Annotated in this window: 21 protein-coding genes; 13 read left to right on the top strand and 8 right to left on the bottom strand. The window is 63.1% G+C overall.

Translation table 11 applies throughout. The annotated features are described in order from the left end of the window. Positions 1-25: 25 nt before the first annotated feature. The 5 genes from FNV92_RS34115 to FNV92_RS34095 form a co-directional block, all read right to left on the bottom strand. Complete coding sequence (locus FNV92_RS34115; RefSeq protein WP_143842787.1) at positions 26-1003, bottom strand: tripartite tricarboxylate transporter substrate binding protein; 978 nt, start codon at positions 1001-1003, stop codon at positions 26-28. A gap of 203 nt (positions 1004-1206) precedes the next feature. Then, complete coding sequence (locus tag FNV92_RS34110; protein WP_143842788.1) at positions 1207-4074, bottom strand: PAS-domain containing protein; 2868 nt, start codon at positions 4072-4074, stop codon at positions 1207-1209. A gap of 354 nt (positions 4075-4428) precedes the next feature. Then, the gene (locus tag FNV92_RS34105; RefSeq protein WP_143842789.1) at positions 4429-5304 is read right to left on the bottom strand and encodes an acyl-CoA acyltransferase; all 876 of its coding nucleotides are present in this window, start codon (positions 5302-5304) and stop codon (positions 4429-4431) included. Between the two features lie 37 nt (positions 5305-5341). Then, on the bottom strand, positions 5342-6322 hold the full coding sequence (locus FNV92_RS34100; protein WP_015689287.1) for an amino acid--[acyl-carrier-protein] ligase: 981 nt from the start codon (positions 6320-6322) through the stop codon (positions 5342-5344). A 39-nt stretch (positions 6323-6361) separates the two neighbouring features. Beyond that, a complete protein-coding gene (locus tag FNV92_RS34095) occupies positions 6362-7579 on the bottom strand; it encodes an acyl-CoA dehydrogenase family protein (RefSeq protein ID WP_143842790.1) in 1218 nt (405 codons plus the stop codon). Positions 7580-7916: 337 nt separating this feature from the next. Here FNV92_RS34095 and FNV92_RS34090 point away from each other — a divergent pair, with 337 nt between their 5' ends. The 3 genes from FNV92_RS34090 to mtnA all read left to right on the top strand — a co-directional run bounded on the left by FNV92_RS34090 (position 7917) and on the right by mtnA (position 10455). Then, positions 7917-8189, top strand: a complete 273-nt coding sequence (locus tag FNV92_RS34090) for a phosphopantetheine-binding protein (protein ID WP_143842791.1) — start codon at positions 7917-7919, stop codon at positions 8187-8189. A 265-nt stretch (positions 8190-8454) separates the two neighbouring features. Further along, positions 8455-9330: an S-methyl-5'-thioadenosine phosphorylase gene (locus tag FNV92_RS34085; RefSeq protein ID WP_015689284.1), complete on the top strand. Its 876-nt coding sequence runs from the start codon at positions 8455-8457 to the stop codon at positions 9328-9330. 18 nt (positions 9331-9348) lie between these two features. Next, on the top strand, positions 9349-10455 hold the full coding sequence (mtnA, locus tag FNV92_RS34080; RefSeq protein WP_143842792.1) for an S-methyl-5-thioribose-1-phosphate isomerase: 1107 nt from the start codon (positions 9349-9351) through the stop codon (positions 10453-10455). Positions 10456-10461: 6 nt separating this feature from the next. Here the strand turns inward: mtnA and FNV92_RS34075 are convergent, their stop codons facing one another. Further along, positions 10462-11097 carry an HAD-IA family hydrolase gene (locus tag FNV92_RS34075; protein ID WP_015689282.1) on the bottom strand — a complete coding sequence of 212 codons (636 nt, stop codon included), beginning with the start codon at positions 11095-11097 and terminating at the stop codon, positions 10462-10464. A 109-nt stretch (positions 11098-11206) separates the two neighbouring features. On the opposite strand from FNV92_RS34075, the gene FNV92_RS34070 reads away from it, so the two are divergent. Continuing rightward, entirely contained in the window at positions 11207-11965 is a 759-nt protein-coding gene (locus FNV92_RS34070; protein ID WP_143842793.1) for a S1 family peptidase, read from the top strand. 125 nt (positions 11966-12090) lie between these two features. Then, positions 12091-13593 (top strand): flavin-containing monooxygenase, encoded by a 1503-nt coding sequence (locus FNV92_RS34065; protein ID WP_168213419.1) that lies wholly within the window; start codon positions 12091-12093, stop codon positions 13591-13593. Between the two features lie 225 nt (positions 13594-13818). On the opposite strand, the gene FNV92_RS34060 is transcribed toward FNV92_RS34065, so the two are convergent. Continuing rightward, positions 13819-14748: a response regulator gene (locus FNV92_RS34060; protein WP_168213420.1), complete on the bottom strand. Its 930-nt coding sequence runs from the start codon at positions 14746-14748 to the stop codon at positions 13819-13821. Continuing rightward, positions 14732-18103 (bottom strand): hybrid sensor histidine kinase/response regulator, encoded by a 3372-nt coding sequence (locus FNV92_RS34055; protein ID WP_143842795.1) that lies wholly within the window; start codon positions 18101-18103, stop codon positions 14732-14734. Before FNV92_RS34055 ends, FNV92_RS34060 begins: the two co-directional genes overlap by 17 nt. Positions 18104-18270: 167 nt before the next feature. Between FNV92_RS34055 and urtA the strand changes: the two genes are divergently transcribed. From urtA to FNV92_RS34015, 8 genes are all read left to right on the top strand, one after another. Further along, entirely contained in the window at positions 18271-19530 is a 1260-nt protein-coding gene (gene urtA, locus FNV92_RS34050; RefSeq protein ID WP_028149118.1) for an urea ABC transporter substrate-binding protein, read from the top strand. Between the two features lie 132 nt (positions 19531-19662). Beyond that, positions 19663-20589 carry an urea ABC transporter permease subunit UrtB gene (gene urtB, locus FNV92_RS34045; RefSeq protein WP_015689275.1) on the top strand — a complete coding sequence of 309 codons (927 nt, stop codon included), beginning with the start codon at positions 19663-19665 and terminating at the stop codon, positions 20587-20589. Positions 20590-20608: 19 nt separating this feature from the next. Next, positions 20609-21751 carry an urea ABC transporter permease subunit UrtC gene (urtC, locus tag FNV92_RS34040; RefSeq protein WP_015689274.1) on the top strand — a complete coding sequence of 381 codons (1143 nt, stop codon included), beginning with the start codon at positions 20609-20611 and terminating at the stop codon, positions 21749-21751. A gap of 10 nt (positions 21752-21761) precedes the next feature. Continuing rightward, positions 21762-22517 carry an urea ABC transporter ATP-binding protein UrtD gene (urtD, locus tag FNV92_RS34035; protein ID WP_143842796.1) on the top strand — a complete coding sequence of 252 codons (756 nt, stop codon included), beginning with the start codon at positions 21762-21764 and terminating at the stop codon, positions 22515-22517. Between the two features lie 12 nt (positions 22518-22529). Beyond that, positions 22530-23219: an urea ABC transporter ATP-binding subunit UrtE gene (urtE, locus tag FNV92_RS34030; protein ID WP_143842797.1), complete on the top strand. Its 690-nt coding sequence runs from the start codon at positions 22530-22532 to the stop codon at positions 23217-23219. Positions 23220-23246: 27 nt separating this feature from the next. After that, on the top strand, positions 23247-24476 hold the full coding sequence (gene fmdA / locus FNV92_RS34025) for a formamidase (RefSeq protein ID WP_015689271.1): 1230 nt from the start codon (positions 23247-23249) through the stop codon (positions 24474-24476). An 80-nt stretch (positions 24477-24556) separates the two neighbouring features. Next, on the top strand, positions 24557-24931 hold the full coding sequence (locus tag FNV92_RS34020) for an FmdB family zinc ribbon protein (protein WP_015689270.1): 375 nt from the start codon (positions 24557-24559) through the stop codon (positions 24929-24931). Positions 24932-24974: 43 nt separating this feature from the next. Further along, positions 24975-26015 carry an aliphatic amidase gene (locus FNV92_RS34015; RefSeq protein ID WP_015689269.1) on the top strand — a complete coding sequence of 347 codons (1041 nt, stop codon included), beginning with the start codon at positions 24975-24977 and terminating at the stop codon, positions 26013-26015. Positions 26016-26081 lie beyond the last annotated feature (66 nt).

The raw sequence follows: 26081 nt of genomic DNA, 5'->3' as shown, positions 1-26081 counted from the left end.
TCCGGGATACGAAACGGGCTCAGTCCTACTTCTTCGCAAGCCCGAGGCTCTCGATGACCTTGCGCTCGGATTCCGTGACCTCGACTACGAATTTCTTGTAGTCCTCGGTGTTCTTGTAGTTCGGCACCATGTCGTATTTGGCGAGTGTCGCGATCACCGCGGGGTCTTCGATCGCCTTCTTGAAGGCATCGTGCAGCTTGGCGACGATCTTGGGGTCCAGGTCCTTCGGGCCCGCAATGCCGAACGGGGAATCGTAGACCATGGGATAGCCGAGCTCCTTCAGCGTCGGCACATCAGGGTAGTTCGGCGACCGCGCACCGGTCCACACCATCAGGAGCTTCAGCTTGCCTGCGTCGACCAGCGGTCGCCATCCCGTGGAATCGGCCTGCAGCATGGTATGCTGGCCGAGCACCGCGGCATTGGTCTCCGCGCCGCCCTTGAACGGCACCTGCGTGAGCTTGATGCCCGACATGGCCGCGATCTGCTCCATGCCGATATGCAGCGAGGTGCCCGTACCCGGCGTGGCATAGGTCACCTTGCCTGGATTCGCCTTGGCGAACTCCACCACGTCCTTCCAGGACTTGAACTGCGACTCCGCGCTGGTGGTCACGCCGAACGTGTAGCCGGTGAGGTGAATGATATAGGTAAAGTCCTTGGCCGGATCCCATGAGACTTCCTGCATCAGGGGCAGGCGGAAGACGGTGATCGGGATCTGCGAGATGGTGTAACCGTCGGGCTTCGCTGCCGCTGCCATTGTCGCCGGCCCGACCGTGCCGCCGCCGCCGGCCTTGTTGTCGATGACGATCGGCTGTCCCAGCACCTTCGAGGCGCTGTCGGCGATCGCGCGCATCGAGATGTCGGTCGAGCCGCCCGCCGGCCACGGCACGATCAGTGTGATCGGCTTGATGGGATAATCCTGCGCGCCGGCGGCGGTCGCGAGCACCGCGCCCGTGATTGCAAACATGGTAGCAAAGGCAATCGTCTTCAGCCCGAATCGCGACATCGAAACTCCTCCCTCGCGGCGGCCTCGTTGGACCGCCGTCTCTCGTTGTTATGGCGGGATTGTCCTCGAAATCACGGGAGAAGAAAAGCGCATTGCGCGGCGCTCCCACGCCATCGGGATGGCGATCCCGCCGAAAAAGTCATGTGCGACAATTGGTCGTTTGGACGCGTGCCGAGAGACGGAATTTGCGGGGGCCGGAGCCCTTACGCCACGCGGCGAACCGCGTTCAGCGTCTCGATGGCGCGTCCGACCTCGGCTGCGGGGCAGGGCTTGCCGAAATAATACCCTTGCACCGCGGTGCAGCCGCACGCGCGGACGAAATCGAGTTGCTCGATCGTCTCGACGCCTTCCGCCGTGGTCTCGACGCCGAGCACGGAGCCGAGGCTCGCGATGGTGCGAACGATGGCGACGCTCTCCGGGCTCTCGCCGAGCGTGCCGACGAAGGAACGGTCGATCTTGATGCGATCGAACGGAAACTTGCGCAGATAGCTGAGCGAGGAATAGCCGACCCCGAAATCGTCGAGGCTGACGCGCACGCCGAGCGCGCGGAGCTGGTGCAGGATCTCGATCGTCGCCTCGCTGTCGTCGAGCAGCGCCGTTTCGGTGACCTCGAGTTCGAGCCGCCGGGGCGGCAAGCCGGCCTCCGCGAGTGCGCTCGTGACCATCGTCACCAGCCCGCGGGAACGGAATTGCACCGGCGACAAATTGACTGCGACCGTCAGATCCGCCCAGGGCGCCGCCGTCGCACAGGCCGTGCGCAGCACCCACTCGCCGATCGGGACGATCAGCCCGTTCTCCTCCGCGAGCGGAATGAATTCGGCAGGCGAAACCAGGCCGCGCGCAGGATGTTTCCAGCGCAGCAGCGCCTCGAATCCGGTCAGCTCTGTGGTGTCGAGACGCACCTGCGGCTGGAACACCAGGTGGAATTCGCTGGCCTCCAAGGCGCCGCGTAGATCGTGTTCCAGCGCGTGCCGGCGGCGTGCCTCTTCCTCCATCTCGGGCTCGAACAGCTGATAGGCGCCGCGGCCCTTGGCCTTGGCCTGGTACAATGCGAGGTCGGCGCACTTCATCAGTTCGTCGGCATCGAGCCCGTGATCGGGCGCGACGGCGATGCCGACGGAGACGCCGACATGGACCGACTGGTTTTCCAGCTGCAGCGGTTGAGCGATGATGTCGACCAGACGGCTAGCGAGTTTCTCTGCCGATTGCGGCTGCGGTCCGCGCTGCAGAATTGCGAACTCGTCGCCGCCGAGGCGGGCGACGGTGTCGTGCTCGCCGACATTCTCCTTCAGCCGCGTCGCTACCCAGCGCAACAGCCGATCGCCGGCGGCGTGGCCGAACCGATCGTTGACGGTCTTGAAATTGTCGAGGTCGAAGCACAGCACCGCCATCGCGCCGCCGGCGGTCGCCACCTGATTCAGCCCATCGCCCATCTTCTCATGAAACAGCGTCCGGTTGGGCAGGTCGGTGAGCGAATCGTGCCGTGCCATGTGCGCCACGCGGGCCTGGGCCTTGTGGCGCTCGGTGACGTCCTCATAGGTGACGACCCAGCCGCCATGCTCCATCCGCTTGTGATTGAGCTTGATGATGCGGCCGTCGCTCAAATGGCGATGCAGCGTGTGCTCACCTTCGCGCAGCCTTTCGACGTAGTCGGCATAGAGCTTCGCGCCTGTCGTGTTCGAGTGGATGCCGAGCTCGCAGCTATGCTCCATGATCTCGCGCATCGAGACGCCCGGCTTCACGACGTCGGGCGACAGGCCGTACATCTCGACATAGCGGCGGTTGCAGACGATGACGTGCAGGCTCGGATCGAGCATGCACAGACCCTGGCTCATGTTGTTCAGCGCCGCGTCGAAGCGCCTATACTGCTCGCTCAGCTCCTCGACCGCGTGCTCGCGCTCGGTGATGTCCTCATAGGTGGCGACGAAGCCGCCTTCAGCCAGCGCGCAGTAACGCACCGAGATCACGGTGTCGTTGACCATGCGCCGGCGCATGGGCGAGGAGTCGCGGTGCGCGAGCCGTTCGCGGGCGGTTTCCAGGATCTCCTGCGGGCTGTATTCGGTAGCGAATGCGCCGTTCTGCATCGAGCGCTCGATCAACTCAGAGAGATGCGTGCCGGGTCGCGACTGCTCCGGGGACAGCCGGTAGATCTGCCGGTACGTGTTGTTGCAGACCCGAAGTCGCATGTCGCCGTCGTAGAAGGCAAGACCGTGCGCCATGTTTTCGAGGGCCGCATCCAGCATCATGTTTTGCTGCTTCAGCGTCTCTTCATATTGCAGTCGCTCGGTGACGTCTTCATGCACCGTCACCCAGCCGCCGTCGGGCATGAACCGCGACACAGCCTGAACTTTTCCGCCGTCATAGCGTGTCACAAGGACCGCTTTCGCGCTCCTGGCCCGAACGTCGTCCATCCGTGACTCGCGGAATTTGTCTCCAGACATGTCCGCTTTGTTGCCTCGCGAGAGCCAGTGGTCGATGGCCGTGCTGTGCGCGACACCCGGTTTCACGATATCGGGGTCGAGATCGTAGAGGTTCAGAAAGCGCTCGTTGCAGACGACGATGCGGCTGTCGGCGTCATACATGATGAGGCCGTGCGACATGTTGGCGAGCGCGTGCTGGCTGCGCTCGGTTTGGAGGCGCAGCTCCGCCTCGAGTCGGGCGAGGCGGCTGACGTCGTCGCAGATCGTCATCCAGCCGCCGCCGGGAAGCGGCTTCAGCTCGAGCGACATGACGAGGCCGCTTGCGAGTGTCTGCTCGGTTCGGAAGGGCTGACCGGCGGCGATCTGCTTCACGCGCCTGGTGTAGAGCGCATCGAGCTCGCTTGCCGGGAAGTTGCCGCGTGATGCGCTGTGAGCAAGCACGTCGCGGTAGCTCGTGCCGATCCGCACGGTCTCGGCGGACATGTTGAACAGCGACAGATACCGCTGGTTGACCAGCACGATCCGGTTGTCGGCGTCGTAGACACAGACGCCCTGCTCCATGTGGTCGAGCGCAAGCTGGCTCAGCCCGACCAGGGGCTGCGGGCCCTCTTCGCGGCGTGCGCCAAGCTCGTTATCGTCGGTCGACGTCATGGGATTGGCGGTGCCTCGGCGGGCAATAGACTTAACGCAGCGTGATTCAACCGCCGAGCCTAGCGAAGAGGCCGGAAAATTCCCTTAAGCGCAGTAGTTTACGGAGGGTGACCGAAGAGGCGAAGATGCGGCCGGCGGGGCACATGCAAGCCAGAATTGGTCGAGGGCGTTCAACCCCGCTGTCGTCCCTGCGAACGCAGGGACCCATAGCCCCAGGGAGAAGTTTGGCAAAGGCTGGAAGTGAAGGGGTCTCCCGCGGTACTGGCACGCTGCTGTTACAGCTCGATCGCGCGGTATGGGTCCCTGCGTTCGCAGGGACGACAGCTGAGGTTGACGCCCAGGCTGCCTGCCTCCCTATGGCCCGTACAGCACGAGCTCGGTATCGGTGAGGTCGGCAAGCTGCGGCCGGTGCGGGCCCTTGAAATATTTCCGGCCGCGCCGCTCGGTATAAATGCCGACGAGACCGGGAATCGGAACGTTGGAATCCACCGCCACCGAAATCTTGCCGAGCCTCAGCAGCAGCCGGCCGATGCGGCCGGCGCAGGCGGCGTATTCGGCAACACTACGGCAGTAGATCAGCTTCATCGCAGGCGGCGCGATGAAGCCGCGGCGGATGCGCACCGGTTGCAGAATGAAAGGAAACGTTCCTTTCGGCGTGCGGCAGACGAGGCTGAGGCAATTGTAGCGAGCATGCCGCGTCAGCAGCTCGGTCTCGGCGTCGGTCAGCCCCTCGATCGCCTTGGCGTGCTGCGAGATGACCTCGATCTTGCTCCAACGCGGCGCGCGTGCCAGCGCGGGCACCGAGAAGAAGATTCCCTGGCAATAGGCCCTGAAGCCCTGTGTCTCGATGATCGGCCAGGTCCACGGCGCCGGGCTGATGTTGAGGTAGGTCACATCCTTGTGTCGCTGCGCGATCTTGGTCAGCAGCGGAGCGTAGTTGCGGTAGGCCGGGTCGACATACCAGCTCGACAGGTTGCACTGGATGGCGGTGGCTTCGCCGTCCTTCCGCGCCGTGTAGATCAGCAGCAGCACACCGACGGGCGTGCCGTCATTGTCGATCATGTAGCCGAAGCGCGGATAGCCCTCGGGCACGGGCCGGAAGGCCTGCCGGCGCAGGCCCTGGATCCAGTAGTCGCGCGAGCGGCCGACGAAGCCGCGCGTTAGCAGCTCCGCGACCGCGTCAACGTCGGCCTCGGTGATCTCGCGGCATCGGACCTTGGTATGGATCACGCTCGTCTTACCCGTGGAAATGGGAGGCCTCGTTCTGTTAGCGCCAACCCTCGCCATGGGCTTCGGCCGCGACTTGCGGCTGCATGCCCATGATATCCCGCACCTTGGCGGGCCATGCGGAAAGGTCGGTACCGTGGGTGTGGAACATGGCGACGGCGAGCCGGTCCATGCCAAAGGCGACGCAGCCGGTGTGAGCCGGTTCACCGTTGGCGTCCTGGATGCCCCAGGTCGTGCCGAAATGTTCGCGATGATAGTTGAAGCTCATGCAGGCGGTCGGCTGCTCTTCCGAGCGCAACGGAATCAGGAGCTCGAACTTGAGCTGCTGCTGTTTCTGGCTCACCGCCTTCATTTGGCCGACGCGTCCGAAGAAGGGGTCGCTGGCATAGTCGACACGGAAAGTGAGGCCGAGGTTGGTCGCGATCGCTTGCGCGCGCACCATCCAGCGCTCGCGGAACTCGGCGACGTCGTCGGGTGTGCCGATGCAGACATATTCGCGCATCCGGAACGACTGCAGCCGGTCGAGATGCTTTGACGGCTCGCGGCGAAAGCAGTCGGCGGCGACGTCGAAGCGCAGGCCACCCTTCGGCAGCTGTCCGCGGCTCGCGGCGATCGGGTAGACAGGATAGCAGGCGGCCGGCGACAGCACGAGATCGGCCGGCGACAGCGAGCTGGTCCAGTCGCCGCCGGCATCGAAGCGGCTCACCGCGGCGTTGATCTCGCGTTCGGTGCCGTGCAGGCCGCAGACGCATCCAAGCAGGTTCGGAAAGCTCTTGAGATAGCCGGACTTCTCGAGCTGGGTGCGGCTCATCACCGGCGGGAAGCGCATCACCTCGGTGCCGGCCTCGCGATGGTTCGTGATCAGCGCGGCAAGCTTCTCGACGACGCCTTCATAGAGCGCGGTGCGGGCATAGACGCCGTCCGCGCCCATGCGGTGGAACAGCTTGTCGGCGAGATGGTCGAGCGGATCGATGATTTGCGGCGCGGTCTCGGGCGAATCGGGGAGAACAGCAATGTTCATGTTCGATGTCCTGCTATCTGAAAATTGTTCTTGTTGATCTTAGTCACGGAGGCTCGTCGGCACGCCGCTCATCAGCGTCGATGTCGCGGCGTTGGCAAGAATGCGGTCGTTGTTGATCATGATCGGCGACGACAGGACGTCTCGCAGGTGACGGCCCATGGTGAACTCGCCGTCGTTGCGGTAACCGGAAAGACCGGCGGTGCGCATCGCGTGCATGACGGTTTCGACCGCGAGCTCGGAGGCTTGCACCTTCAACAGCGTGATCGAGGACTGGAAGTCGAGCGAGCTCAGCGCGCGCTCGTCGTGCTCGGCACGGGCGAAGGCATCGAGATTGGCTGAAATCAGCGCGCGCAGCTTGGCCAGCGACATCTTGGCGGCGGTGAAATGCGCTGCGGCCGGCGGCATCTGGCCGCCGGAGGTGCGGGCCGCCTTGCGGATGAAGGCCTGCGCACGCGTCACCGCGGCCGCGGCGATGCCGGCCCAGGCGGATGACCAGCACAGATGCGCGAACGGCGTCATGGTCTGGGCGTGGATCTTGTCATAGGATTCCGGAAAGACGCGATCGGCGGGGCAGTCGACCTTCAGTTCGAAGCCGGTCGAGCAGGTGCCGCGCATACCGAGCGTCTCCCAGCCCAGCGTCCGTTTCAGCGAATAATCGTCCTTGGCGAGCGCCAGCAGCACCTGATCGGACGCGGAAGCATTGGTGGCGCGTCGGGCGATGGTGACGAGGCCATCGGCCTCGGCGCCATAGGAGATCACGGTGGCATCGCGCACCAGCGAGACGGTGTCGCCGGCGTGGTCGACGGCGGCTGCGCTGGCGCGAATGTTGCCGCCGTTCTGGCCCTCGGTGGTCGAGGAGGCCAGCAGCCACTGGTCGCGGGCGACGCGGCGCATCATGGTCTCCATCCAGGGAATGCCATGACCATGCCGGACAACGCAGGCGACCTTGGTCTGGTGCATCGCGTAGATCATCGCCGTGGAGGCACAGGCGCGTCCGAGCGTGTAGCAGATGTCGGTGACGTCGTGGATCGAGGCACCGAAGCCGCCGTACTCAACGGGGATCATGACGCCGAGCAGCTTCTGCTCGCGCGCGGCGTCGAAAGCCTTGTGGGGGAAGCGGGCGTCGCGGTCGACGGCGTCGGCGTCGGCTGCGGCCACGGTGGCGGTTCGGGCGGCGCGCTCGATGAGGGATGGACCCCGCTCGAGAAAATTCGTCTGCGTTTCGTCGACAGTGAGGACTGCTTCACGCACGTTCATTCGTCCGCCTCCGGTTCGCCGTTCGAGATCGTCAGGCATCGGCATTGATGCTGCTTACGACCATCCGACCCTATTTACGTTTGAAGGGAGGCTAGGGATTTGACTCAAATTAGTCGATTAAATTCAGGGTAAACGCCGTCCAATTCCAAATGGACAGTTAAGGCCGAGTTGTCTGGACCTCGCAAATTCAGATGGTCGCGTTAGCAAATTGGAAGAGCCGTTAATTTTAATCAACGTGAGTCATCGTTTGCTAAGGCGAATGAGGCTATGGTGGTGCCAATCGCAGAACTGGCGGGCCGTACAGGCGGTCACTCAGGAATAACACGGGAAGCTTCAAATGCAGGCCTTCGATACCGTCGTGCGTAATCGCATCATCAAGCTGGTGAAGGGCATCCTCGAGCAGAATTCGCTCACCGCGGACGTCACGCCTTCGGCGAAGCTCGTCGACGCAGGTCTTACCTCGATGGACATGGTCAATCTGATGCTGGGCGTCGAGGCCGAGTTCGACTTCACCATTCCGCAGTCCGAGATCACGCCGGAGAATTTTCAGTCCGTGGAGACGCTGGAGCGGATGGTCGCCACCCAGCTGCAGCCGGCGACCGCGGCTTAGCCAAGACCACCGGTGTCGTCCCTGCGAACGCAGGGACCCATACCGCGGAATCTACCGACTGTTGCAGGTCGTGGTACCGAACGACGGGTCTTCACCAAACCAAGCCTTGTGGTTATGGGTCCCCGCGCTCGCGGGGACGACATCGAGTTGAGGCGCCAGCTTTACGCTCCTCACGCCACGGGCATTCTTCCACCCCCGTTCCAAAGCCGCCGTAAAGCTGGCATAGCTTAACGGTGTCGCACGTGGCGAACAGGGTGGAGCAGGCATGAATCAGGCGGTATTGGGCATCATCGGCGGCTCCGGCATCTACGATCTGCCGGGTCTCGAGGACGCGCACGAAGAGGTGATCAAAAGCCCCTGGGGCGAGCCGTCGGCGCCCCTGCGCCGCGGATCGATCGCCGGCCTGCCGATCGTGTTCCTGCCGCGGCATGACAAGGGCCACCGGCTGTCGCCCTCCGATATCAACTATCGCGCCAATATCGACGTTCTGAAGCGCGCAGGCGTGACCGACCTGATTTCGCTGTCGGCTTGCGGCTCGTTCAAGGAGGAGATGCCACCCGGCACTTTCGTTCTCGTCGACCAGTTCGTCGACCGCACCCACAAGCGCGAAAGCTCGTTCTTCGGCCGGGGTTGCGTCGCGCATGTGTCGATGGCGCATCCCGTCTCGCCGCGGCTGCGCATCCATCTCGCGGCGGCCGCCGAAGCCGAAGGCATCGCGATTGCGCGCGGCGGTACTTATGTCTGCATGGAAGGGCCGCAATTCTCCACTTACGCGGAGAGCATGACCTACAAAACGCTGGGCTATTCCGTGATCGGCATGACCAACATGCCCGAGGCGAAACTCGCCCGCGAAGCAGAGATTTGCTACGCGACCGTCGCGATGGTGACTGATTTCGATTGCTGGCATCCCGACCATGACGCCGTCACCGTGCAGGACATCATCCGTGTGCTGACCACAAACGCCGACAAGGCGAAGGCGCTGGTGGCGCGGCTGGCAAAGGAGTTCCCGCGCGAGCATGAACTGTGCCCGATCGGCTCGGACCGCGCGCTGGACTCCGCGCTGATCACGGCGCCCGAGGCCCGCGACCCGGAGCTTCTGAAGAAGCTCGATGCGGTGGCGGGGCGCATCCTGCGCGGTTGAGACGAAAGGCAGAAGGCCATGAAGGTCGACGGCAAGCATTTCCGCAGCATCTGGCGCGAGCGTGACGGCTGGGCGATCGGCGCGATCGACCAGCGCAGGCTGCCGCACGAGTTCGTCGTCGCGCGCCTGACCTCCTGCGAGGACGCAGCGGTCGCGATCCGCGACATGCTGGTGCGCGGTGCGCCGCTGATCGGCGCCACCGCCGCTTACGGCATGGCCCTGGCGATGCGTGAGGATGCCTCGGATGCGGGTTTGAAGCGCGCCTACGACACGCTTGTCGTGGCGCGGCCGACCGCGATCAATCTGAAATGGGCGCTCGACGAAATGCGCGCGACGCTCACGCCGATTGATCTTCTGGAAAGGGCAGAGGCCGCCTATGTGCGCGCCGACGAGATCGCGGAACAGGACGTCGAGATCAACCGGGGCATTGCCGACAACGGCCTGAAGCTGATCGAGGCGATCGCAGCGAAGAAGCCGGGCGAGGTCGTCAATTTGCTGACCCATTGCAATGCCGGCTGGCTCGCCACCGTCGACTGGGGCACCGCGACGGCGCCGATCTATCTGGCGCATGAGCGCGGCATCAAGGTCCATGTCTGGGTCGACGAGACCCGTCCGCGCAACCAGGGCGCCTCGCTCACTGCCTGGGAGCTCGGCCATCACGGCGTGCCGCACACCGTGATCCCCGACAACACCGGCGGGCATCTGATGCAGCATGGTATGGTCGATCTCGCCATCGTCGGCACCGACCGCGTCGCGGCCAATGGTGACGTCTGCAACAAGATCGGCACCTATCTGAAGGCGCTGGCCGCGCACGACAATGGCGTACCGTTCTATGTCGCGCTGCCCTCGCCGACGATCGACTTCGCCGTCGGTGACGGCATCCGCGATATCCCGATCGAGCAGCGCAGCGGCACCGAGGTCACCGACATGACCGGCCGTACCGCCGATGGACGGCTCGAGACGGTTCGGATCGTGCCTGAAGGTTCACCGGTCGCGAACTACGCCTTCGACGTGACCCCGGCGCGGCTGGTCACCGGGCTCATCACCGAACGCGGCGTGCTGAAACCCGACCGCGCCTCGCTGGCGGCCGCCTTTCCCGAGCGGATCGCCGCCGCGGCGGAGTAGTAGCCTTTAGCTGAGCTTCAGCCCGGTCGCCGCCTCGAGCTCGGCGATCGCCTGGGCGCCGCTCGTAACCTTGACCGTGGTCATGCCCATCTCGCGTGCGGGCTTCAGATTGACGCCGAGATCGTCGAGATAGACGCAAGCCTTCGGATCGACCTTCAGCGTCTCGACCATCAGCCGGTAGATGCGCGGATCAGGCTTGCGCAGGCCGATCTTGGCGGATTCGATGACGTGGTCGAACAGCACCATCACCTCGGCGACGTAGAGCGAGCGACCGGTCATGCTGCCGATCGCGTTGGCCGGCAGATTGTTGGTGATGCAGCCGGTCTTGAATTGCGCCTTGATGCGTTTCAGGGCCTCGACCATTTCCGGGCGCAGATCGCCCTGGAGCAGCGGCAGCACGTCGCGGCCGCGCACCTCCGCTCCGAGGGCGCGTGACTCCTCCGCGAACAAGCGATCGAAGGTGTCGATATCGACCTCGGCGCGCTCGAACCTGGCCCAGGCGTTTTCAAGATGATTGGCGGCATTGGTGCGCCGGATGATGTCGATGGGCAGGCCGCGCTCCGCTTCAAATCGCGCAAATGCCTCGAACGGCGAGCTGGTCAGCACGCCGCCAAAATCAAAGATCACAGCCTCGATCGCCACTATCCTGCCCTCGTCAATTGCTTTCCAAGAGCGCTAGCATGCGCTATCGGCAAGGGCCAGTCCGAAGCAATCGCCCGCCTTACCGATGCCGACGCCAAAGCGTGTTCCCATGAAGAAGCCTGCAACTCTCATCATTGCGGCGTCGCTGCTTGCCACGCCCGCTTACGCCATTGTCGGTGGCGGTACGCCGCAGACCGACGGCGTCGCGCGCGCTGTCGTCACCATCGTCGGCTCGCGCGGTAATTTTTGCACCGGCAGCCTGATCGCACCGAAGCTGGTGCTCACGGTCGCCCACTGCGTGCAGCCCGGCGCAGACTACAAGGTCGTCGATCGTGGCGCCGACGGTACGCCGCAATTGCTGAACGTTCGAACTGTCGCGATCCATCCGAGCTTCAACATGCAGGCGATGCAGGTGCATCGCGCGACCGCCGATGTGGCGTTGCTGCAGCTCGATATTCCACTCAAAGGAAAATCGGCGGTCGCGGTCGGCGCACCGAATATTCCGATCCGGGTTGGCGGCCGCTTCGTGATCGCCGGGATCGGCGTCACCGTGCGCGGTGATGGCAAGAGCGGCGGCACGACGCGGGTCGCCGGCCTCGTTGCCACGGGCCAGCCGGGCACGCTGCAAATTCGCCTGGTCGATCCCGTAACCAACGGTGTTCGCGACGGAATTGGCGCCTGTACCGGCGATTCCGGCGGGCCCGTCTTCGAGGACAAGCCGAACGGCCCCGTCCTCGTCGGCGTCGTCAGCTGGTCCACGGGACCGAACGGTGCCGCCGGCTGCGGCGGATTGACCGGCGTCACGCCGCTGACGCTCTATCGCGACTGGATCTTGCAGACCGCGCGGAGCTGGGGTGCGGCGCTGTGATTTGACCGCGACTTGATCTATGTCATTTTGTAGTGGAAGCGCGATGGGCGACGATGCCTGTCGCGGAGGAAACGCGTCGTCCAATCAAGGGCGGCCACAAAAACAAGCAAGGCATACAAGCAACAATGAATGTCGCTGTTCGCAGTCACGCCACGGCCAAACAGGCTTCTGAACATTTCGATGTGCTGATCGTCGGTGCCGGCATCTCCGGAATCGGCAGCGCCTATCACATCGAAAAGCAGCTTCCGGGCACGAGCTACGTCATCCTGGAAACGCAGGCAACCTTCGGTGGCACATGGAGCACGCATCGCTATCCCGGCATCCGCTCGGACAGCGACCTCCACACCTTCGGCTACAGCTTCAAGCCCTGGGTCGGCCCGCCGATCGCGACCGCCGAGGAAATCCTCGCCTATATGAACGAGGTGATCGACGAGAACGATATCGCTCGTCACATCCGCTACAAGCACAAGATCAATTCGGCGAGCTGGTCGAGCGAGAGCAATCTCTGGACCATTGAAGCGGTCACGACCGATACCGGCGAGAAGAAAACATTCACCGCGAACTTCCTCTGGATGTGCCAGGGCTATTATCGCCATTCCGAGGGGTATACGCCGGAGTGGAAGGGCACGGACCGCTTCAAGGGCCGCATCGTCCATCCACAGACCTGGCCTGACGATATCGATCTCGCGGGCAAGAAGGTTGTCGTGATCGGCTCGGGCGCGACGGCAGCAACGCTGGTGCCGAACATCGCAGACAAGTGCACGCATGTCACCATGCTGCAGCGTTCGCCGACCTATTTCCGTCTCGGCCGCAACGCCATCGAGATTGCGGAGGAGCTTCGCAGGCTTCAGGTCGACGAGGCCTGGATCCACGAGATCGTCCGGCGCAAGATACTGTTCGAGCAGGATGCGTTCACGAAGCTCTGCATCTCCAAGCCAGAGCAAGTGAAGAAAGAGCTGATCGGCCAGATCAGCGCTGTGCTCGGTCCCGACTATGACGTCGAGACGCATTTCACGCCGACTTACCGGCCGTGGCGGCAGCGCATCGCCTTCGTGCCGGATGCCGATCTGTTCAAGGGCATCGCCAGCGGCAAGGCTTCCGTCGTCACCGACGAAATCGAATGCTTCGTCGAAAACGGCATCCAGCTCAAATCCGGCAAGCTGCTCGAGGCCGATGTCATCGTCACCGCGACCGGCTTCAATCTTTCGGCCCTCGGCGACATCGCCTTCGAGATCGACGGCAAGCCGCTGGCGTTCGGCGACACCGTCACCTATCGCGGTATGATGTTTACGGGCGTGCCGAACATGGTCTGGGTGTTCGGCTATTTCCGCGCCAGCTGGACGCTGCGTGTCGATCTCGTCGCCGATTTCGTCTGCCGGCTGCTCGGCCACATGAAGGCCAAGGGTGCGAAGAAGGTCGAGGTCCAGCTCCGCGCCGAAGACCACAACATGCCGATCCTGCCCTGGATCGATCCGGAGAACTTCAACCCGGGCTACATCATGCGCGATATGAATTTGCTGCCCAAGCGCGGCGACAAGCCGGAATGGCAGCACAGCCAGGATTACTGGACCGAGAAGGACGAGATCCCGAAGACGGATCTGGACGACAAGGCGTTCGTGTACGGGTGAGGAGGAAGATGTAAGGGGCGGCGATTGCCACACACTCCACTGTCGTCCCGGGGCGCGAAGCGAACCCGGGACCCATCCTCCGAGTGAGTGGTTATAGGGCGAGCGGGCAACTCCGAGTCTTCACCAAATGTCTCCCTGTGGCTATGGATCCCGGATCTGCGCTTCGCTTGTCCGGGACGACACCGGTTGTTGGATGAGTGATGTCTCAACTCACTCGCACCGCGACTATGAATTCCTTCGCGTCGCATTCGTCGCGATCGCTGCCGCCGCGGTCCGGTTCTCCACTCCGAGCTTGGCGTAGATCTGCTCCAGATGCTTGTCGACCGTGCGTGGGCTGAGGCCGAGGATCTGCGCGATGTCGCGGTTGGTCTTGCCTTTGCTCAGCCAGGCCAGGACCTCGCCCTCGCGAGTGGTGAGGCCGAGCTCGCTGGTGAATTCCGGCGGCAGCGCGGTGCCGGATTCCTTGGACAGCCGCAGCAGGAATTCGTTCGGCGCGGTTTCGCCAAGGTAGTAGAAGCGGAGCTGCGGATTGTCCGGCAGGGAGGCGGCCTGAGACTTCGAGCTGCCCTTGCCCTTGGCCTGTTCCAGCCATTGTAGCAGTGACGGCGGCAGGACGAAGTCGTCGTCGGCCTGCGCACCGTGGTGGTCGGCCAGCAGCTTCTGGGCCTGCGGTGTTGCCCAGAGCAAATTGCCCTGGCGGTTGACCGCGAACAGGAACCGGCCGGAGACGTCGAGCGCGGCCCGCGCGCTCTGGGTCAGGCGGGCATTGCCGAGATGGACGCGGATGCGCGCCAGCATTTCCTCGATCACGATCGGCTTCGTCACGTAGTCGACGCCACCGGCATCCAGCCCGCGCACGATGTGCTCGGTTTCGGCAAGGCCCGTCATGAAGATCACGGGTACGTTGGCAAGGCCGGCATCGCGCTTGAGTCGGCGGCAGGTTTCGAACCCGTCCATGCCGGGCATCACGGCGTCGAGAAGCACGATGTCGGGCGTGATCTGGTCGACGATGCGCATGGCCGCGGCGCCGTCGAGCGCCACCATCACCGTCATCCCGGCGCCGTCGAGCGCGTCGGTGAGCAACCGCAGCGTCTCCGGGGAGTCGTCGACCACCAGCGCGACGTCGCGCTTTTTCGGCTCAGTGCTCATGCGCATGCAATGTTTTCAATGTGGCCATATACTGGTCGAGATCGAAGCGGTCGACCAACGATCGCATCTGCGCGACGAAGTCGGCATGTTCGGGATGCTCGCTGCCGATCTCGTCCAGCTTCAATTGGATGCCCTTGACGTAGCCGATCTGGCCGAGCCCGATCAGCGCCTCGATATGCTGAACCGGCGGCCGCGAGCCGCTCTCCGGCCGCCATAGCGGAACGACGATCTCGTCCGAGCCGTATTGCCATTCGATCTTGAGGAGCTGGCGGATGGTCTCGAGCAGCCTCGGAATGTCGATCGGCTTCATCAGATAGCCGTCGTGGAAGGGTTGCGCCAGCGGAGTGCCGTGGGCTTCGAGGGCGCTGGCCGACACCATCAGGATGCGTGCCTGATGATGGCCGTTCGCACGCAGCGTCTCCGCGACGGTCCAGCCGTCCATGCCCGGCATGGAAATGTCGAGCAGAAACAGATCGGGACGGCAATGCTGCGCCAATGCGAGGCAACCCGGTCCGTCGGGCGCGCTGAGCAGGATGAAGCCGAGCGGTGTCAGCACCTCGCGCAAGAGGTCGCGATGAACGGGATCGTCGTCGGTGATGAGGATGGTCTTGCGCGCGCCGTGATAGCCGGAGACCGGGGCCTCCACCGGCGCGATACGCTGCGGATTGGTGACCTCGGACAGCAGCATCTTCACCTTGAACGTGCTGCCGCGGCCAACCGTGCTGGTGACCTTGATATCGCCGCCCATCACCCCGGCGAGCAAACGGCTGATGGTGAGGCCGAGCCCGGTCCCGGTCTGCGGCTGTGATACGCCGAGCGCGCCGCGCTCGAAGGGCGCGAAGATGCGTTCGAGATCGTCACCCTGGATGCCGGGGCCGGTATCGATCACCTCGAACTCGGCGACGGGGCTGCGATAGTGCACGACGAACTGCACGCTGCCGGCCTGGGTGAACTTGATCGCGTTGGAGAGCAAATTGATCAGCACCTGGCGCAGCCGCTTCTCGTCGGCGTAGACCACGACCGGCAGGTGCATCGGTCGGCGGAATACGAAGTCGATGCCCTTGGCCGCGGCCTGAAGGCGGAACATGCCGACGAGCTGGTCCAGGAATTCGCCAAGCCGGACCTCGTCGCGCGACAGATACAGCCGCCCCGCCTCGATCTTGGAGATGTCCAGAATGCCGTCGATCAGGCCGGAGAGATGATCGGCGCTGCGGCGGACGACGCGGACCTGATCCTTCGGCTTGGTCTGAAGCGAGGCGTCCTGCTCGAGGAGCTGGGCATAGCCGCTGATCGCGTTCAGCGGAGAACGCAGCTCGTGGCTGAGGCCCACCACATAGCGGCTCTTGGCGAGGTTGGCGGATTCGGCAACCTCCTTGGCGCGCTGGAGCTCGGCATCGGTGCGCTTGTGTGCGTCGATCTCCTGAATCAGGAGCGTTGTCTGCCGTCTGGTTTCAGCCTCTGCCGCGCGGCGGCTCTGCTGCGCCAGCACGAACAGCCAGGCGACCACGCCGATGATGATGCTGAGCGAGAAGAACACCTTCCAGAGCACGTTGGAGATGAGCGTGTTCTCGCCATGCACGCTCGCGGAGGTCTGGAGATAGATCAGTCCGAGCACCAGCGCGACGAGGCCGGCCGAGACGAGGAACACGCCGATGTAGTGGCCGAACTGCGAGTTGATCCGCTGGTAGATCGGCTGCGGCAGAATCTTGCTCAGCGCATCGGCAAACTGCACCTGCGCGCGCGCGTGAGGCTTGCAGAGGTCGTGGCAGCGCGCGTCGAGGGAACAGCACAGCGAACAAATGGGGCCGGCATAGGCCGGGCAGGATGTCATGTCCTCAGGCTCGAAGCTATGCTCGCAGATACAACATTGGATGGACTCGATGTTGGCCCAGCTCCGCTTCGGCTTGCGCGCGATGTAGAACTTGCCGCCGGTGAGCCAGGCGATGATCGGGGCTGTGACGAAGGCAACCGTCAGCGCGACGAAGGCGGCGAGCGCCTTCATGGTCGGGCCGAACAAGCCGTAGAACGCCGCGATCGAGACGATGATCGCGAGCGTCATCGCGCCGACGCCGACGGGATTGATGTCGTAGAGATGCGCGCGCTTGAACTCCATCTGCGGCGGACGCAGGCCGAGCGGCTTGTTGATCACGAGATCGGACACCAGCGCGCCGACCCAGGCGATCGCGACGTTGGAGTAAAGCGCGAGCGTCTGCTCCAGGGCCTTGTAGACGCCGATCTCCATCAGCAGCAGCGCCACCATCACGTTGAACACCAGCCAGACGACGCGCCCGGGGTGGCTGTGCGTCAGGCGTGAGAAGAAGTTCGACCAGGCAATCGAGCCGGCATAGGCGTTGGTGACGTTGATCTTGAGCTGCGACAGCACCACGAAGACGCCGGTGAGGGCCAGCGAGAGATCCGGATCCGACAGCACGTATCGAAACGCCACGAGATACATATGCGCGGGCTCGGCGGCTTCTTCCGGCGGCACGCCGTGGCTGAGCGCAAAGAAAGCGAGGAACGAGCCGGCCAGCAGTTTCAATGCGCCGAGCACGATCCAGCCCGGACCTGCGCTCATCAACGCAATCCACCATGACGTTTTCGACGTGCGGCGGTCGCGCGGCAAAAAGCGAAGGAAATCGACCTGCTCGCCGATCTGCGCCACCAACGAGAACACCACGGAGGATGCGACGCCGAACAGCAGCAGGTCGAAATGACCGCCGAGGTCGCCGTGCTCGCCGGCGAATTTGTGCCATTCCGTGAAGGAATGGGGATTGGCCCATGCGATCGCGGCGAAGGGAAGGATGTGAAGGACGATCCAGAGCGGCTGCGTCCAGAGCTGGAAGCGGCTGATCAGCGTAATGCCGTAGGTCACGAGCGGGATGATCGCGACGGCACTGATGAGGTAGCCGATCGGGCGCGGAATCCCCAGGCACATCTCCAGCGCAGTCGCCAGGATCACCGCCTCGACCGCGAAAAAGATGAAGGTGAAGGACGCGTAGATCAGCGAGGTGACGGTCGAGCCGATGTAGCCGAAGCCGGCACCGCGGGTGAGCAGGTCAATGTCGATGCCGCATTTGGCGGCATAATAGGCAATCGGGACACCGCAGAAGAAGATGATGGTGGAGACGACGAGGATCGCGGCAGCGGCGTTGGTGACGCCGTAGTTGAGGGTGATGGTGCCGCCGATCGCCTCGAGCACCAGGAAGGAGATTGCGCCCATCGCAGTGTTGGCGACGCGGGCGGCGGACCAGCGCCGCGCGCTCTTGGCGGTGAAGCGCAGCGCGTAGTCTTCCAGCGTCTGGTTGGCGACCCATTGATTATACTGGCGCCTGACGCGGTCTATTCGCTGCCGCCCTGCCACTTAACCCCACTCCCAAAACTCTTCCGTCCCTCGCAAATCCCGTACCAAAAGCCTACGTCGGTATTTTGCGGTGCAGTATACGCGATCTTGCGTATGCTTGCGCTGCACAAATTCGAGCCATCCTCACGGCACCAATCGCGTGTCCTCGAACAAGAAGTGGGGTGCTCATGTCAGACGAAGCAAACAAGGGTCTGTTGTCGCCGCTACGGCGCAAACTATTGATGGGAATGGCCGCCGTGCCGGCCATCACGATGTTGCCGCGGGCGTCTTTCGCTCAGGCTCCGGCGACCTCGGCGGTCAACACCACGGGCCTCGCGGTCACCGACACCGAGGTGACGGTCGGCATCCTGCATTCGGCGACCGGCACCATGGCGATCTCCGAGACCGGCTCGATCGAAGCCGAGAAGCTCGCCATCGAGCAGATCAACGCCATGGGCGGCGTGCTCGGGCGCAAGATCAAGTTCATCCAGGAAGACGGCGCCAGCGACTGGCCGACCTTCGCCGAAAAGGCCAAGAAGCTGCTGGTCAACGACAAGGTCGCGGCGATCATGGGCTGCTGGACCTCGGCATCCCGCAAGGCCGTGCTGCCGGTCATGGAGCAGTATAACGGCATGCTCTACTACCCGACCTTCTATGAAGGTCTCGAGCAGTCCAAGAACGTGATCTACACCGGCCAGGAGGCGACCCAGCAAATTCTCGCCGGGCTGAACTGGATCGCCAAGGAAAAGGGCGCCAAGTCGTTCTTCTTCATCGGCTCCGACTACATCTGGCCGCGTACCTCGAACAAGATCGCGCGCAAGCACGTCGAAAACGTGCTGAAGGGCAAGGTCGTCGGCGAGGAATATTATCCGCTCGGCAACACCCAGTTCAACTCGGTCATCAACAAGATCAAGCTGACCAAGCCCGACGTGATCTTCACCGACGTCGTCGGCGGCTCGAACGTCGCGTTCTACAAGCAGCTCAAGGCTGCCGGCATCGACCTGTCCAAGCAGGCCCTGCTGACGATCTCGGTGACCGAAGACGAGATCGACGGCATCGGCGGCGAGAACATCGCGGGTGCCTATGCCTGCATGAAGTACTTCCAGTCGCTCGACAACCCGAACAACAAGACGTTCGTGCCCGCGTTCAAGAAGATGTGGGGCGAAAAGACCGTGATCGGAGACGTCACCCAGGCTGCCTATCTCGGCCCGTGGCTGTGGAAATTGACGGTCGAGAAGGCGGGCTCCTTCGACGTCGACAAGATCGCGGCGGCTTCGCCGGGCGTCGAGTTCAAGGGGGCTCCGGAAGGCTATGTGCGCATCCACGAAAATCATCACCTCTGGTCGAAGACCCGGGTGGGACGCGCCAAGCTCGATGGTCAGTTCGAGCTGATCTACGAGACCGCCGATCTCGTCGAGCCGGATCCGTTCCCGAAGGGCTATCAGTAACAGGCGCGGCGTCGATCGCCGTTTCCCTCAAAGACCAAGCCTCTCCCTGGCGTGGACAGCAACTCCACGCCCAAAGCCCCCGCGTCGCGAACCTGCTCGCGACGCGGGACCTTATCCCGACGGAGGACATCGATGTTCGGCGACTATTCGCTTGGTGATCTTGGCTCCATCTTCGTCATGCAGGGTTTTGCGGGACTGATCCTGTTCTCGGTCTACGTGCTGATGGCGCTGGGTCTTGCCATCATCTTCGGCCAGATGGGCGTCATCAACATGGCCCATGGCGAGTTCATGATCCTCGGTGCCTACGTCACCTGGATGACCTCGAATTTCTTCCAGACCTATTTGCCGAGCCTGTTCAGCGGTTACTTCTTCCTCGCGATGATCCTGGCCTTTGTCGCATCAGGTGCGCTGGGAATGCTGGTAGAGTGGGTGCTGATACGGCATCTCTACAAGCGCCCGCTCGATACGCTGCTGGCCACCTGGGGCCTCAGCTTGATTCTGCAGCAGGCCTATCGGTCCGTGTTCGGCGCGCGCGAGGTCGGTGTCGAGCTGCCGCAGTGGATGCTCGGGTCGCTGCACGTGACCGACAGCATCGAGGTGCCGATCAACGGCGTCTTCGTGATGTGCCTGACCGTGCTGATCACCATCGGTGTCGCCTACGTGATGTACAAGTCGCGCTGGGGCCGGCAGGTTCGTGCGGTGGTGCAGAACCGCATCATGGCCGGCGCCGTCGGCATCAACACCGAGAAGGTCGATCGCTACACCTTCGGACTCGGTTGCGGCATCGCCGGCGTCGCCGGCAGCGCCTTCACCATGATTGGCTCCACCGGGCCGACGTCCGGTCAGCTCTACATCGTCGATACGTTCCTTGTCGTCGTGTTCGGCGGCGCCGCGAGCCTGATCGGCACCATCGCCTCGGCTTTCTCGATCTCGCAGACGCAATCCACCCTCGAGTTCTTCATGTCGGGCTCGATGGCCAAGGTGCTGACGCTGCTCGCCGTCGTCGGAATCCTGATGCTGCGGCCGCAAGGGCTGTTTGCCCTCAAGGTCCGCAAGTGAGAAACGGAAGGCTGATGCAATGACCGACAATCGCTTCTTCAATCGATCGGAGCTGATCGGAATTCTGTTGCTCGCGGTCTTCCTGGTGGTGGTCCTCCCGCTCACGCTCGATGTCTTCAGGCTCAATCTGGTCGCCAAATACCTGACTTATGCCTTCGTCGCGCTGGGGCTGGTGATCTGCTGGGGCTATGGCGGCATTCTCAGCCTCGGTCAGGGCGTATTCTTCGGCCTCGGCGGCTACTGCATGGCGATGTTCCTCAAGCTCGAGGCCTCGAGCGTGGAGAACACCAAGATCCAGTCGACCCCCGGCATTCCCGACTTCATGGACTGGAATCAGATCACCGCGCTGCCGCTGTTCTGGAAGCCCTTTCACAGCCTTACCTTCACCATCGCCGCCATCATTCTGGTGCCGGGCATCTTCGCCCTGATCATCGGCACCGCGATGTTCAAGCGCCGGGTCGGCGGCACTTATTTCGCGATTATTACCCAGGCGGTCGCGGCCATCCTCACCATCCTGATCGTCGGGCAGCAGGGCTACACCGGCGGCATCAACGGCATGACCGATCTGCGGACACTGAAGGGCTGGGATATCAGGCCCGATCACGCCAAGGTCGTGCTGTACTTCTTCGAGGTCGGGTGCCTGTTTGCCTGCATCATGATCGCGCAGTTCGTCCGGCACTCCAAGCTCGGACGCATCCTGGTCGCGATGCGCGAGAAGGAGGACCGGGTCCGGTTCTCCGGTTACAGCGTCGCGAACTTCAAGATCTTCGCCTTCTGCATCGCCGCCGTGTTCGCTGCGATCGGCGGCGCCATGTTCGCGCTCAATGTCGGCTTCATGTCGCCGTCCTTCGTCGGCATCGTGCCGTCGATCGAGATGGTGATCTACACCGCGGTCGGTGGCCGGCTGTCGATCCTCGGCGCGGTCTACGGCACCCTGCTGGTCAACTTCGCCAAGACCAGCCTGTCGGAAACCTTTCCCGAATTGTGGCTGTTCGGCCTCGGCGGCCTGTTCATCGCCGTGGTCCTCGCCTTCCCGAACGGACTTGCCGGGATCTGGGGCGACTATGTGCAGCCGCGCATCGATCGCCTGATCTCGTCGCGCAAACCGAAACCCGAAGGCTGGACCGACAGCTCGGTCGCCGACGGCGCCCCGGCGGAGTGAGGAGATCATCATGCTCGTAGGTCATCAGCCCAAGGAATTTCTGCTCGCCGTCGAAGCGCTCACCGTCTCGTTCGACGGGTTCAAGGCGGTCAACGATCTCTCCTTCTACGTCGACGAGAACGAAATCCGCGTCATCATCGGCCCGAACGGTGCCGGCAAGACCACGGTGCTCGATTTGATCTGCGGCAAGACCAAGGCCACCTCAGGCTCGATCCAGTTCCGCGGCAAGGAGCTGACGCGGATGAAGGAGAACGAGATCGTCAAGACCGGCGTCGGGCGCAAATTCCAGAACCCGTCGATCTACGACGATCTCACCGTGTTCGAGAATCTCGAAATCTCCTATCCGCGCGGCCGTTCCGTGTTCGGTGCGCTAACCTTCACCCGCGACGCCGCTGTGCGCGACCGGGTGCACGAGGTCGCCGAGATGATTTTCCTGAAGGACCGGCTGAACGTGAATGCCGATCTGCTCAGCCACGGCCAGAAGCAGTGGCTCGAGATCGGCATGCTGCTGATCCAGGATCCGGACCTGCTGATGCTCGACGAGCCCGTCGCCGGCATGAGCGTGTCCGAGCGCGCCAAAACCGCCGAGCTGCTCAACCGCATCATCAAGAACCGTTCAGTTCTGGTGATCGAGCACGACATGAAGTTCGTCGAGGACATCGCACACAAGGTCACCGTGCTTCACCAGGGCCAGATCCTCTCCGAGGGCACCATGGAGAAGGTGAAGAACGACCCCAAGGTCATCGAAGTCTATCTGGGCCACTGAGGAGGCGCGACGATGTTGGCTATTTCGGATCTCCACGTCGCCTACGGCCAGAGCGAGGTGCTGCACGGGCTCAACGTCAAGGTCGCGCCCAACGAGATCGTTGCGATCATGGGCCGCAACGGCATGGGCAAGACCACGCTGATGAAATCGCTGATGGGCATCCTGCCGATGAAGAGCGGTTCCGTCAGCATGGACGGTGCCGAACTCGGCGGCCTGCCGAGCTACGAGCGCGTCGCCAAGGGCCTCGCCTATGTGCCGCAGGGCCGCATGATCTTCTCCACCATGACGGTGAAGGAGAACATCGAGACCGGTCTCGTCGTCTCCGGCGGGAACGAGGTCCCAGCCGATATCTACGAATTGTTCCCGGTGCTGCTGGAGATGAAAGGCCGCCGTGGCGGCAATCTCTCCGGCGGCCAGCAGCAGCAGCTTGCGATCGCCCGCGCGCTCGCGACCAAGCCGAAGGTGCTGCTGCTGGACGAGCCGACCGAGGGGATCCAGCCGTCGATCATCAAGGAGATGGCTCGCACCTTGAAGCGGATCCGCGACGAGAAGGGGCTGTCGATCGTCGTGTCCGAGCAGGTCCTGAGCTTCGCGCTCGATATCGCCGACCGCGTGCTGGTGATCGAGAACGGCGAGATCGTGCGCGACGATCCGCGCGACGCCGTCGATGCCGCGCAAGTCTCGAAATATCTGTCCGTCTAACCAACCGTGTAAAAGGGGAGCATCTCGATGCCAGAGACACTGATCAAGGTCGATCTCACCAAGTCGGCTTACGAAAATGACATGGTGCACAACCGCTGGCACCCCGACATCCCGATCGTGGCGTGGGTCAATCCCGGTGACGATTTCATCATCGAGACCTATGATTGGACCGGTGGCTTCATCAAGAACAACGATTCCGCCGATGACGTCCGCGACATTGACCTGTCGATCGTGCATTTCCTCTCCGGCCCGATCGGCGTCAAGGGCGCCGAGCCTGGCGATCTTCTTGTGGTTGACCTGCTCGACGTTGGTCCGCTCAAGGAGAGCATGTGGGGCTTCAACGGCTTCTTCTCCAAGCAGAATGGCGGCGGCTTCCTCACCGACCATTTCCCGCTGGCGCAGAAGTCGATCTGGGACATCAAGGGCCTCTACACTTCGTCGCGCCACATCCCCGGCGTCAACTTCGCCGGCCTGATCCATCCCGGCCTGATCGGCTGCCTGCCCGATCCGAAGATGCTGGACACCTGGAACAAGCGCGAGGCCGAGCTGATCTCGACCAACCCGACCCGCGTGCCTGGCCTTGCCAATCCGCCGTTCGCGGCAACCGCCCATGGCGGTCGCGCCAAGGGCGACGTCAAGGCCAAGATCGGCGCGGAAGGCGCGCGCACCGTGCCGCCGCGCGAGCATGGCGGCAATTGCGACATCAAGGATCTCTCCCGCGGCTCGAAGATCTATTTCCCGGTCTACGTGCCCGGCGCGGGTCTCTCGATGGGCGATCTGCACTTCAGCCAGGGTGACGGCGAAATCACCTTCTGCGGCGCCATCGAAATGGCCGGCTGGCTGCACCTGAAGGTCGAGGTGATCAAGGACGGCATGGCGAAATACGGCGTCAAGAATCCGATCTTCAAGCCGTCGCCGATCACGCCGAACTACAAGGACTATCTGATCTTCGAGGGCATCTCGGTCGACGAGCAAGGCAAGCAGCACTATCTCGACGTGACCATCGCCTATCGCCAGGCCTGCCTGAACGCGATCGAATATCTGAAGAAGTTCGGCTACTCCGGCGCCCAGGCCTATTCAATCCTTGGCACCGCACCGGTTCAGGGCCACATCTCCGGCGTGGTCGACGTGCCGAACGCCTGCGCCACGCTGTGGCTGCCGACCGAGATCTTCGACTTCGACGTGATGCCGTCGGCGGCAGGACCCATCAAGCACATCAAGGGCGATATCCAGATGCCGATTTCGCCGGACAAATGACGCCGCGCTCCCTCTCCCCGTTCTCACGGGGAGAGGGGCTGTCTCCGCACATGCGGTCGCCAAATGCGTAGGGATCAACGATGCCGGTCTATGAATATCTCTGTGACGATTGCGGGCCATTCAAGGACCTGCGCCCGATGGCGGAATGTGACGATCCGCAAAGCTGTCCGCACTGCCAGACGATGGCGCCGCGCGTGATCCTGACCGCACCGAATTTCTTCTGCATGCCGGCGGAGAAGCGCAAGGCGCACGCCGTCAACGAGCGCAGCTCGCACGCACCGCGGACGCTCGCGCAATACAAGGCCTCGCACGGCCCCGGATGCGGCTGCTGCTCCACAGGTAGGAGTTCGTCCAAGGACGCGTCGGACAAGAAAAAGCCGGCACGTCTGGTGACCAAGACCAAGAGTGGAGCCAAGGGCTTTCCCACCGCGCGTCCCTGGATGATCAGCCACTAACGCACGCGATGACCTCGAACAAATAAAGACAGGAGCGCTCAAGATGCTTCACGGTGACATTTCCAGCAGCAACGACACCGTCGGCGTCGCGGTGGTCAACTACAAGATGCCCCGCCTTCACACCAAGGCCGAGGTGCTCGACAACGCGCGCAAGATCGCCGACATGATCGTCGGCATGAAGCTCGGCCTACCCGGCATGGACCTCGTGATTTTCCCGGAGTATTCGACGCAGGGCATCATGTACGACTCCAAGGAGATGTACGAGACCGCCTCGGCGGTGCCCGGCGAGGAGACCGCGATTTTTGCGGAGGCCTGTCGCAAGGCGAAGGTGTGGGGCGTGTTCTCGCTGACGGGTGAACGTCACGAGGAGCATCCGAACAAGGCGCCCTACAACACTCTGATCCTGATGAACGACAAGGGCGAGATCGTCCAGAAATATCGCAAGATCATGCCGTGGGTGCCGATCGAAGGCTGGTATCCCGGCAACTGCACCTATGTCTCCGACGGCCCGAAGGGGATGAAGGTCAGCCTCATCATCTGCGACGACGGCAATTTTCCTGAGATCTGGCGCGACTGCGCCATGAAGGGCGCCGAGCTGATCGTGCGCTGCCAGGGCTATATGTACCCGGCCAAGGAGCAGCAGATCCTGATTTCCAAGGCGATGGCGTGGGCCAACAACGTCTATGTCGCGGTCGCCAATGCTGCCGGCTTCGACGGCGTCTATTCCTATTTCGGTCACTCCGCGATCATCGGCTTCGATGGCCGCACACTCGGTGAATGCGGCGAGGAAGATTACGGCATCCAGTACGCCCAGCTCTCGAAACACCTGATCCGCGATGCGCGCCGCAACGGCCAGTCGCAGAACCATCTCTACAAGCTGGTCCACCGCGGCTATACCGGCATGATCAATTCCGGCGAAAGCCCGCGCGGCGTCGCGGCCTGCCCGTATGATTTCTACAAGAACTGGATCGCCGATCCGGAAGGCACGCGCGACATGGTCGAGGCGATGACCCGCTCGACGCCGGGTACCGACGAGTGCCCGATCGACGGCATCCCGAACGAGGCGGCGGCCTCCAATTACTAGGCGCCGCTGCCAGCGGTCTTTGGAAGGCCCCGAGCGGCCACCCCCTGGTGTGAACGTTCGTCCATA

Source organism: Bradyrhizobium cosmicum, from assembly GCF_007290395.2.
Lineage (GTDB): Bacteria > Pseudomonadota > Alphaproteobacteria > Rhizobiales > Xanthobacteraceae > Bradyrhizobium > Bradyrhizobium cosmicum.
This window is presented reverse-complemented; position numbering and strand designations above follow the sequence as displayed.

Excerpts from the sequence above, each read along its gene's own strand:
- fmdA (WP_015689271.1), top strand. The coding sequence starts at position 23,247 with ATGCCAGAGACACTGATCAAGGTCGATCTCACCAAGTCGGCTTACGAA.
- mtnA (WP_143842792.1), top strand. The coding sequence starts at position 9,349 with ATGAAGGTCGACGGCAAGCATTTCCGCAGCATCTGGCGCGAGCGTGAC.
- FNV92_RS34085 (WP_015689284.1), top strand. The coding sequence starts at position 8,455 with ATGAATCAGGCGGTATTGGGCATCATCGGCGGCTCCGGCATCTACGAT.
- urtA (WP_028149118.1), top strand. The coding sequence starts at position 18,271 with ATGTCAGACGAAGCAAACAAGGGTCTGTTGTCGCCGCTACGGCGCAAA.
- FNV92_RS34095 (WP_143842790.1), bottom strand. The coding sequence starts at position 7,579 with ATGAACGTGCGTGAAGCAGTCCTCACTGTCGACGAAACGCAGACGAAT.
- urtE (WP_143842797.1), top strand. The coding sequence starts at position 22,530 with ATGTTGGCTATTTCGGATCTCCACGTCGCCTACGGCCAGAGCGAGGTG.
- FNV92_RS34015 (WP_015689269.1), top strand. The coding sequence starts at position 24,975 with ATGCTTCACGGTGACATTTCCAGCAGCAACGACACCGTCGGCGTCGCG.
- FNV92_RS34110 (WP_143842788.1), bottom strand. The coding sequence starts at position 4,074 with ATGACGTCGACCGACGATAACGAGCTTGGCGCACGCCGCGAAGAGGGC.
- urtD (WP_143842796.1), top strand. The coding sequence starts at position 21,762 with ATGCTCGTAGGTCATCAGCCCAAGGAATTTCTGCTCGCCGTCGAAGCG.
- urtC (WP_015689274.1), top strand. The coding sequence starts at position 20,609 with ATGACCGACAATCGCTTCTTCAATCGATCGGAGCTGATCGGAATTCTG.
- FNV92_RS34065 (WP_168213419.1), top strand. The coding sequence starts at position 12,091 with ATGAATGTCGCTGTTCGCAGTCACGCCACGGCCAAACAGGCTTCTGAA.
- FNV92_RS34115 (WP_143842787.1), bottom strand. The coding sequence starts at position 1,003 with ATGTCGCGATTCGGGCTGAAGACGATTGCCTTTGCTACCATGTTTGCA.
- FNV92_RS34100 (WP_015689287.1), bottom strand. The coding sequence starts at position 6,322 with ATGAACATTGCTGTTCTCCCCGATTCGCCCGAGACCGCGCCGCAAATC.
- FNV92_RS34020 (WP_015689270.1), top strand. The coding sequence starts at position 24,557 with ATGCCGGTCTATGAATATCTCTGTGACGATTGCGGGCCATTCAAGGAC.
- FNV92_RS34090 (WP_143842791.1), top strand. The coding sequence starts at position 7,917 with ATGCAGGCCTTCGATACCGTCGTGCGTAATCGCATCATCAAGCTGGTG.
- FNV92_RS34070 (WP_143842793.1), top strand. The coding sequence starts at position 11,207 with ATGAAGAAGCCTGCAACTCTCATCATTGCGGCGTCGCTGCTTGCCACG.
- FNV92_RS34060 (WP_168213420.1), bottom strand. The coding sequence starts at position 14,748 with ATGCGCATGAGCACTGAGCCGAAAAAGCGCGACGTCGCGCTGGTGGTC.
- urtB (WP_015689275.1), top strand. The coding sequence starts at position 19,663 with ATGTTCGGCGACTATTCGCTTGGTGATCTTGGCTCCATCTTCGTCATG.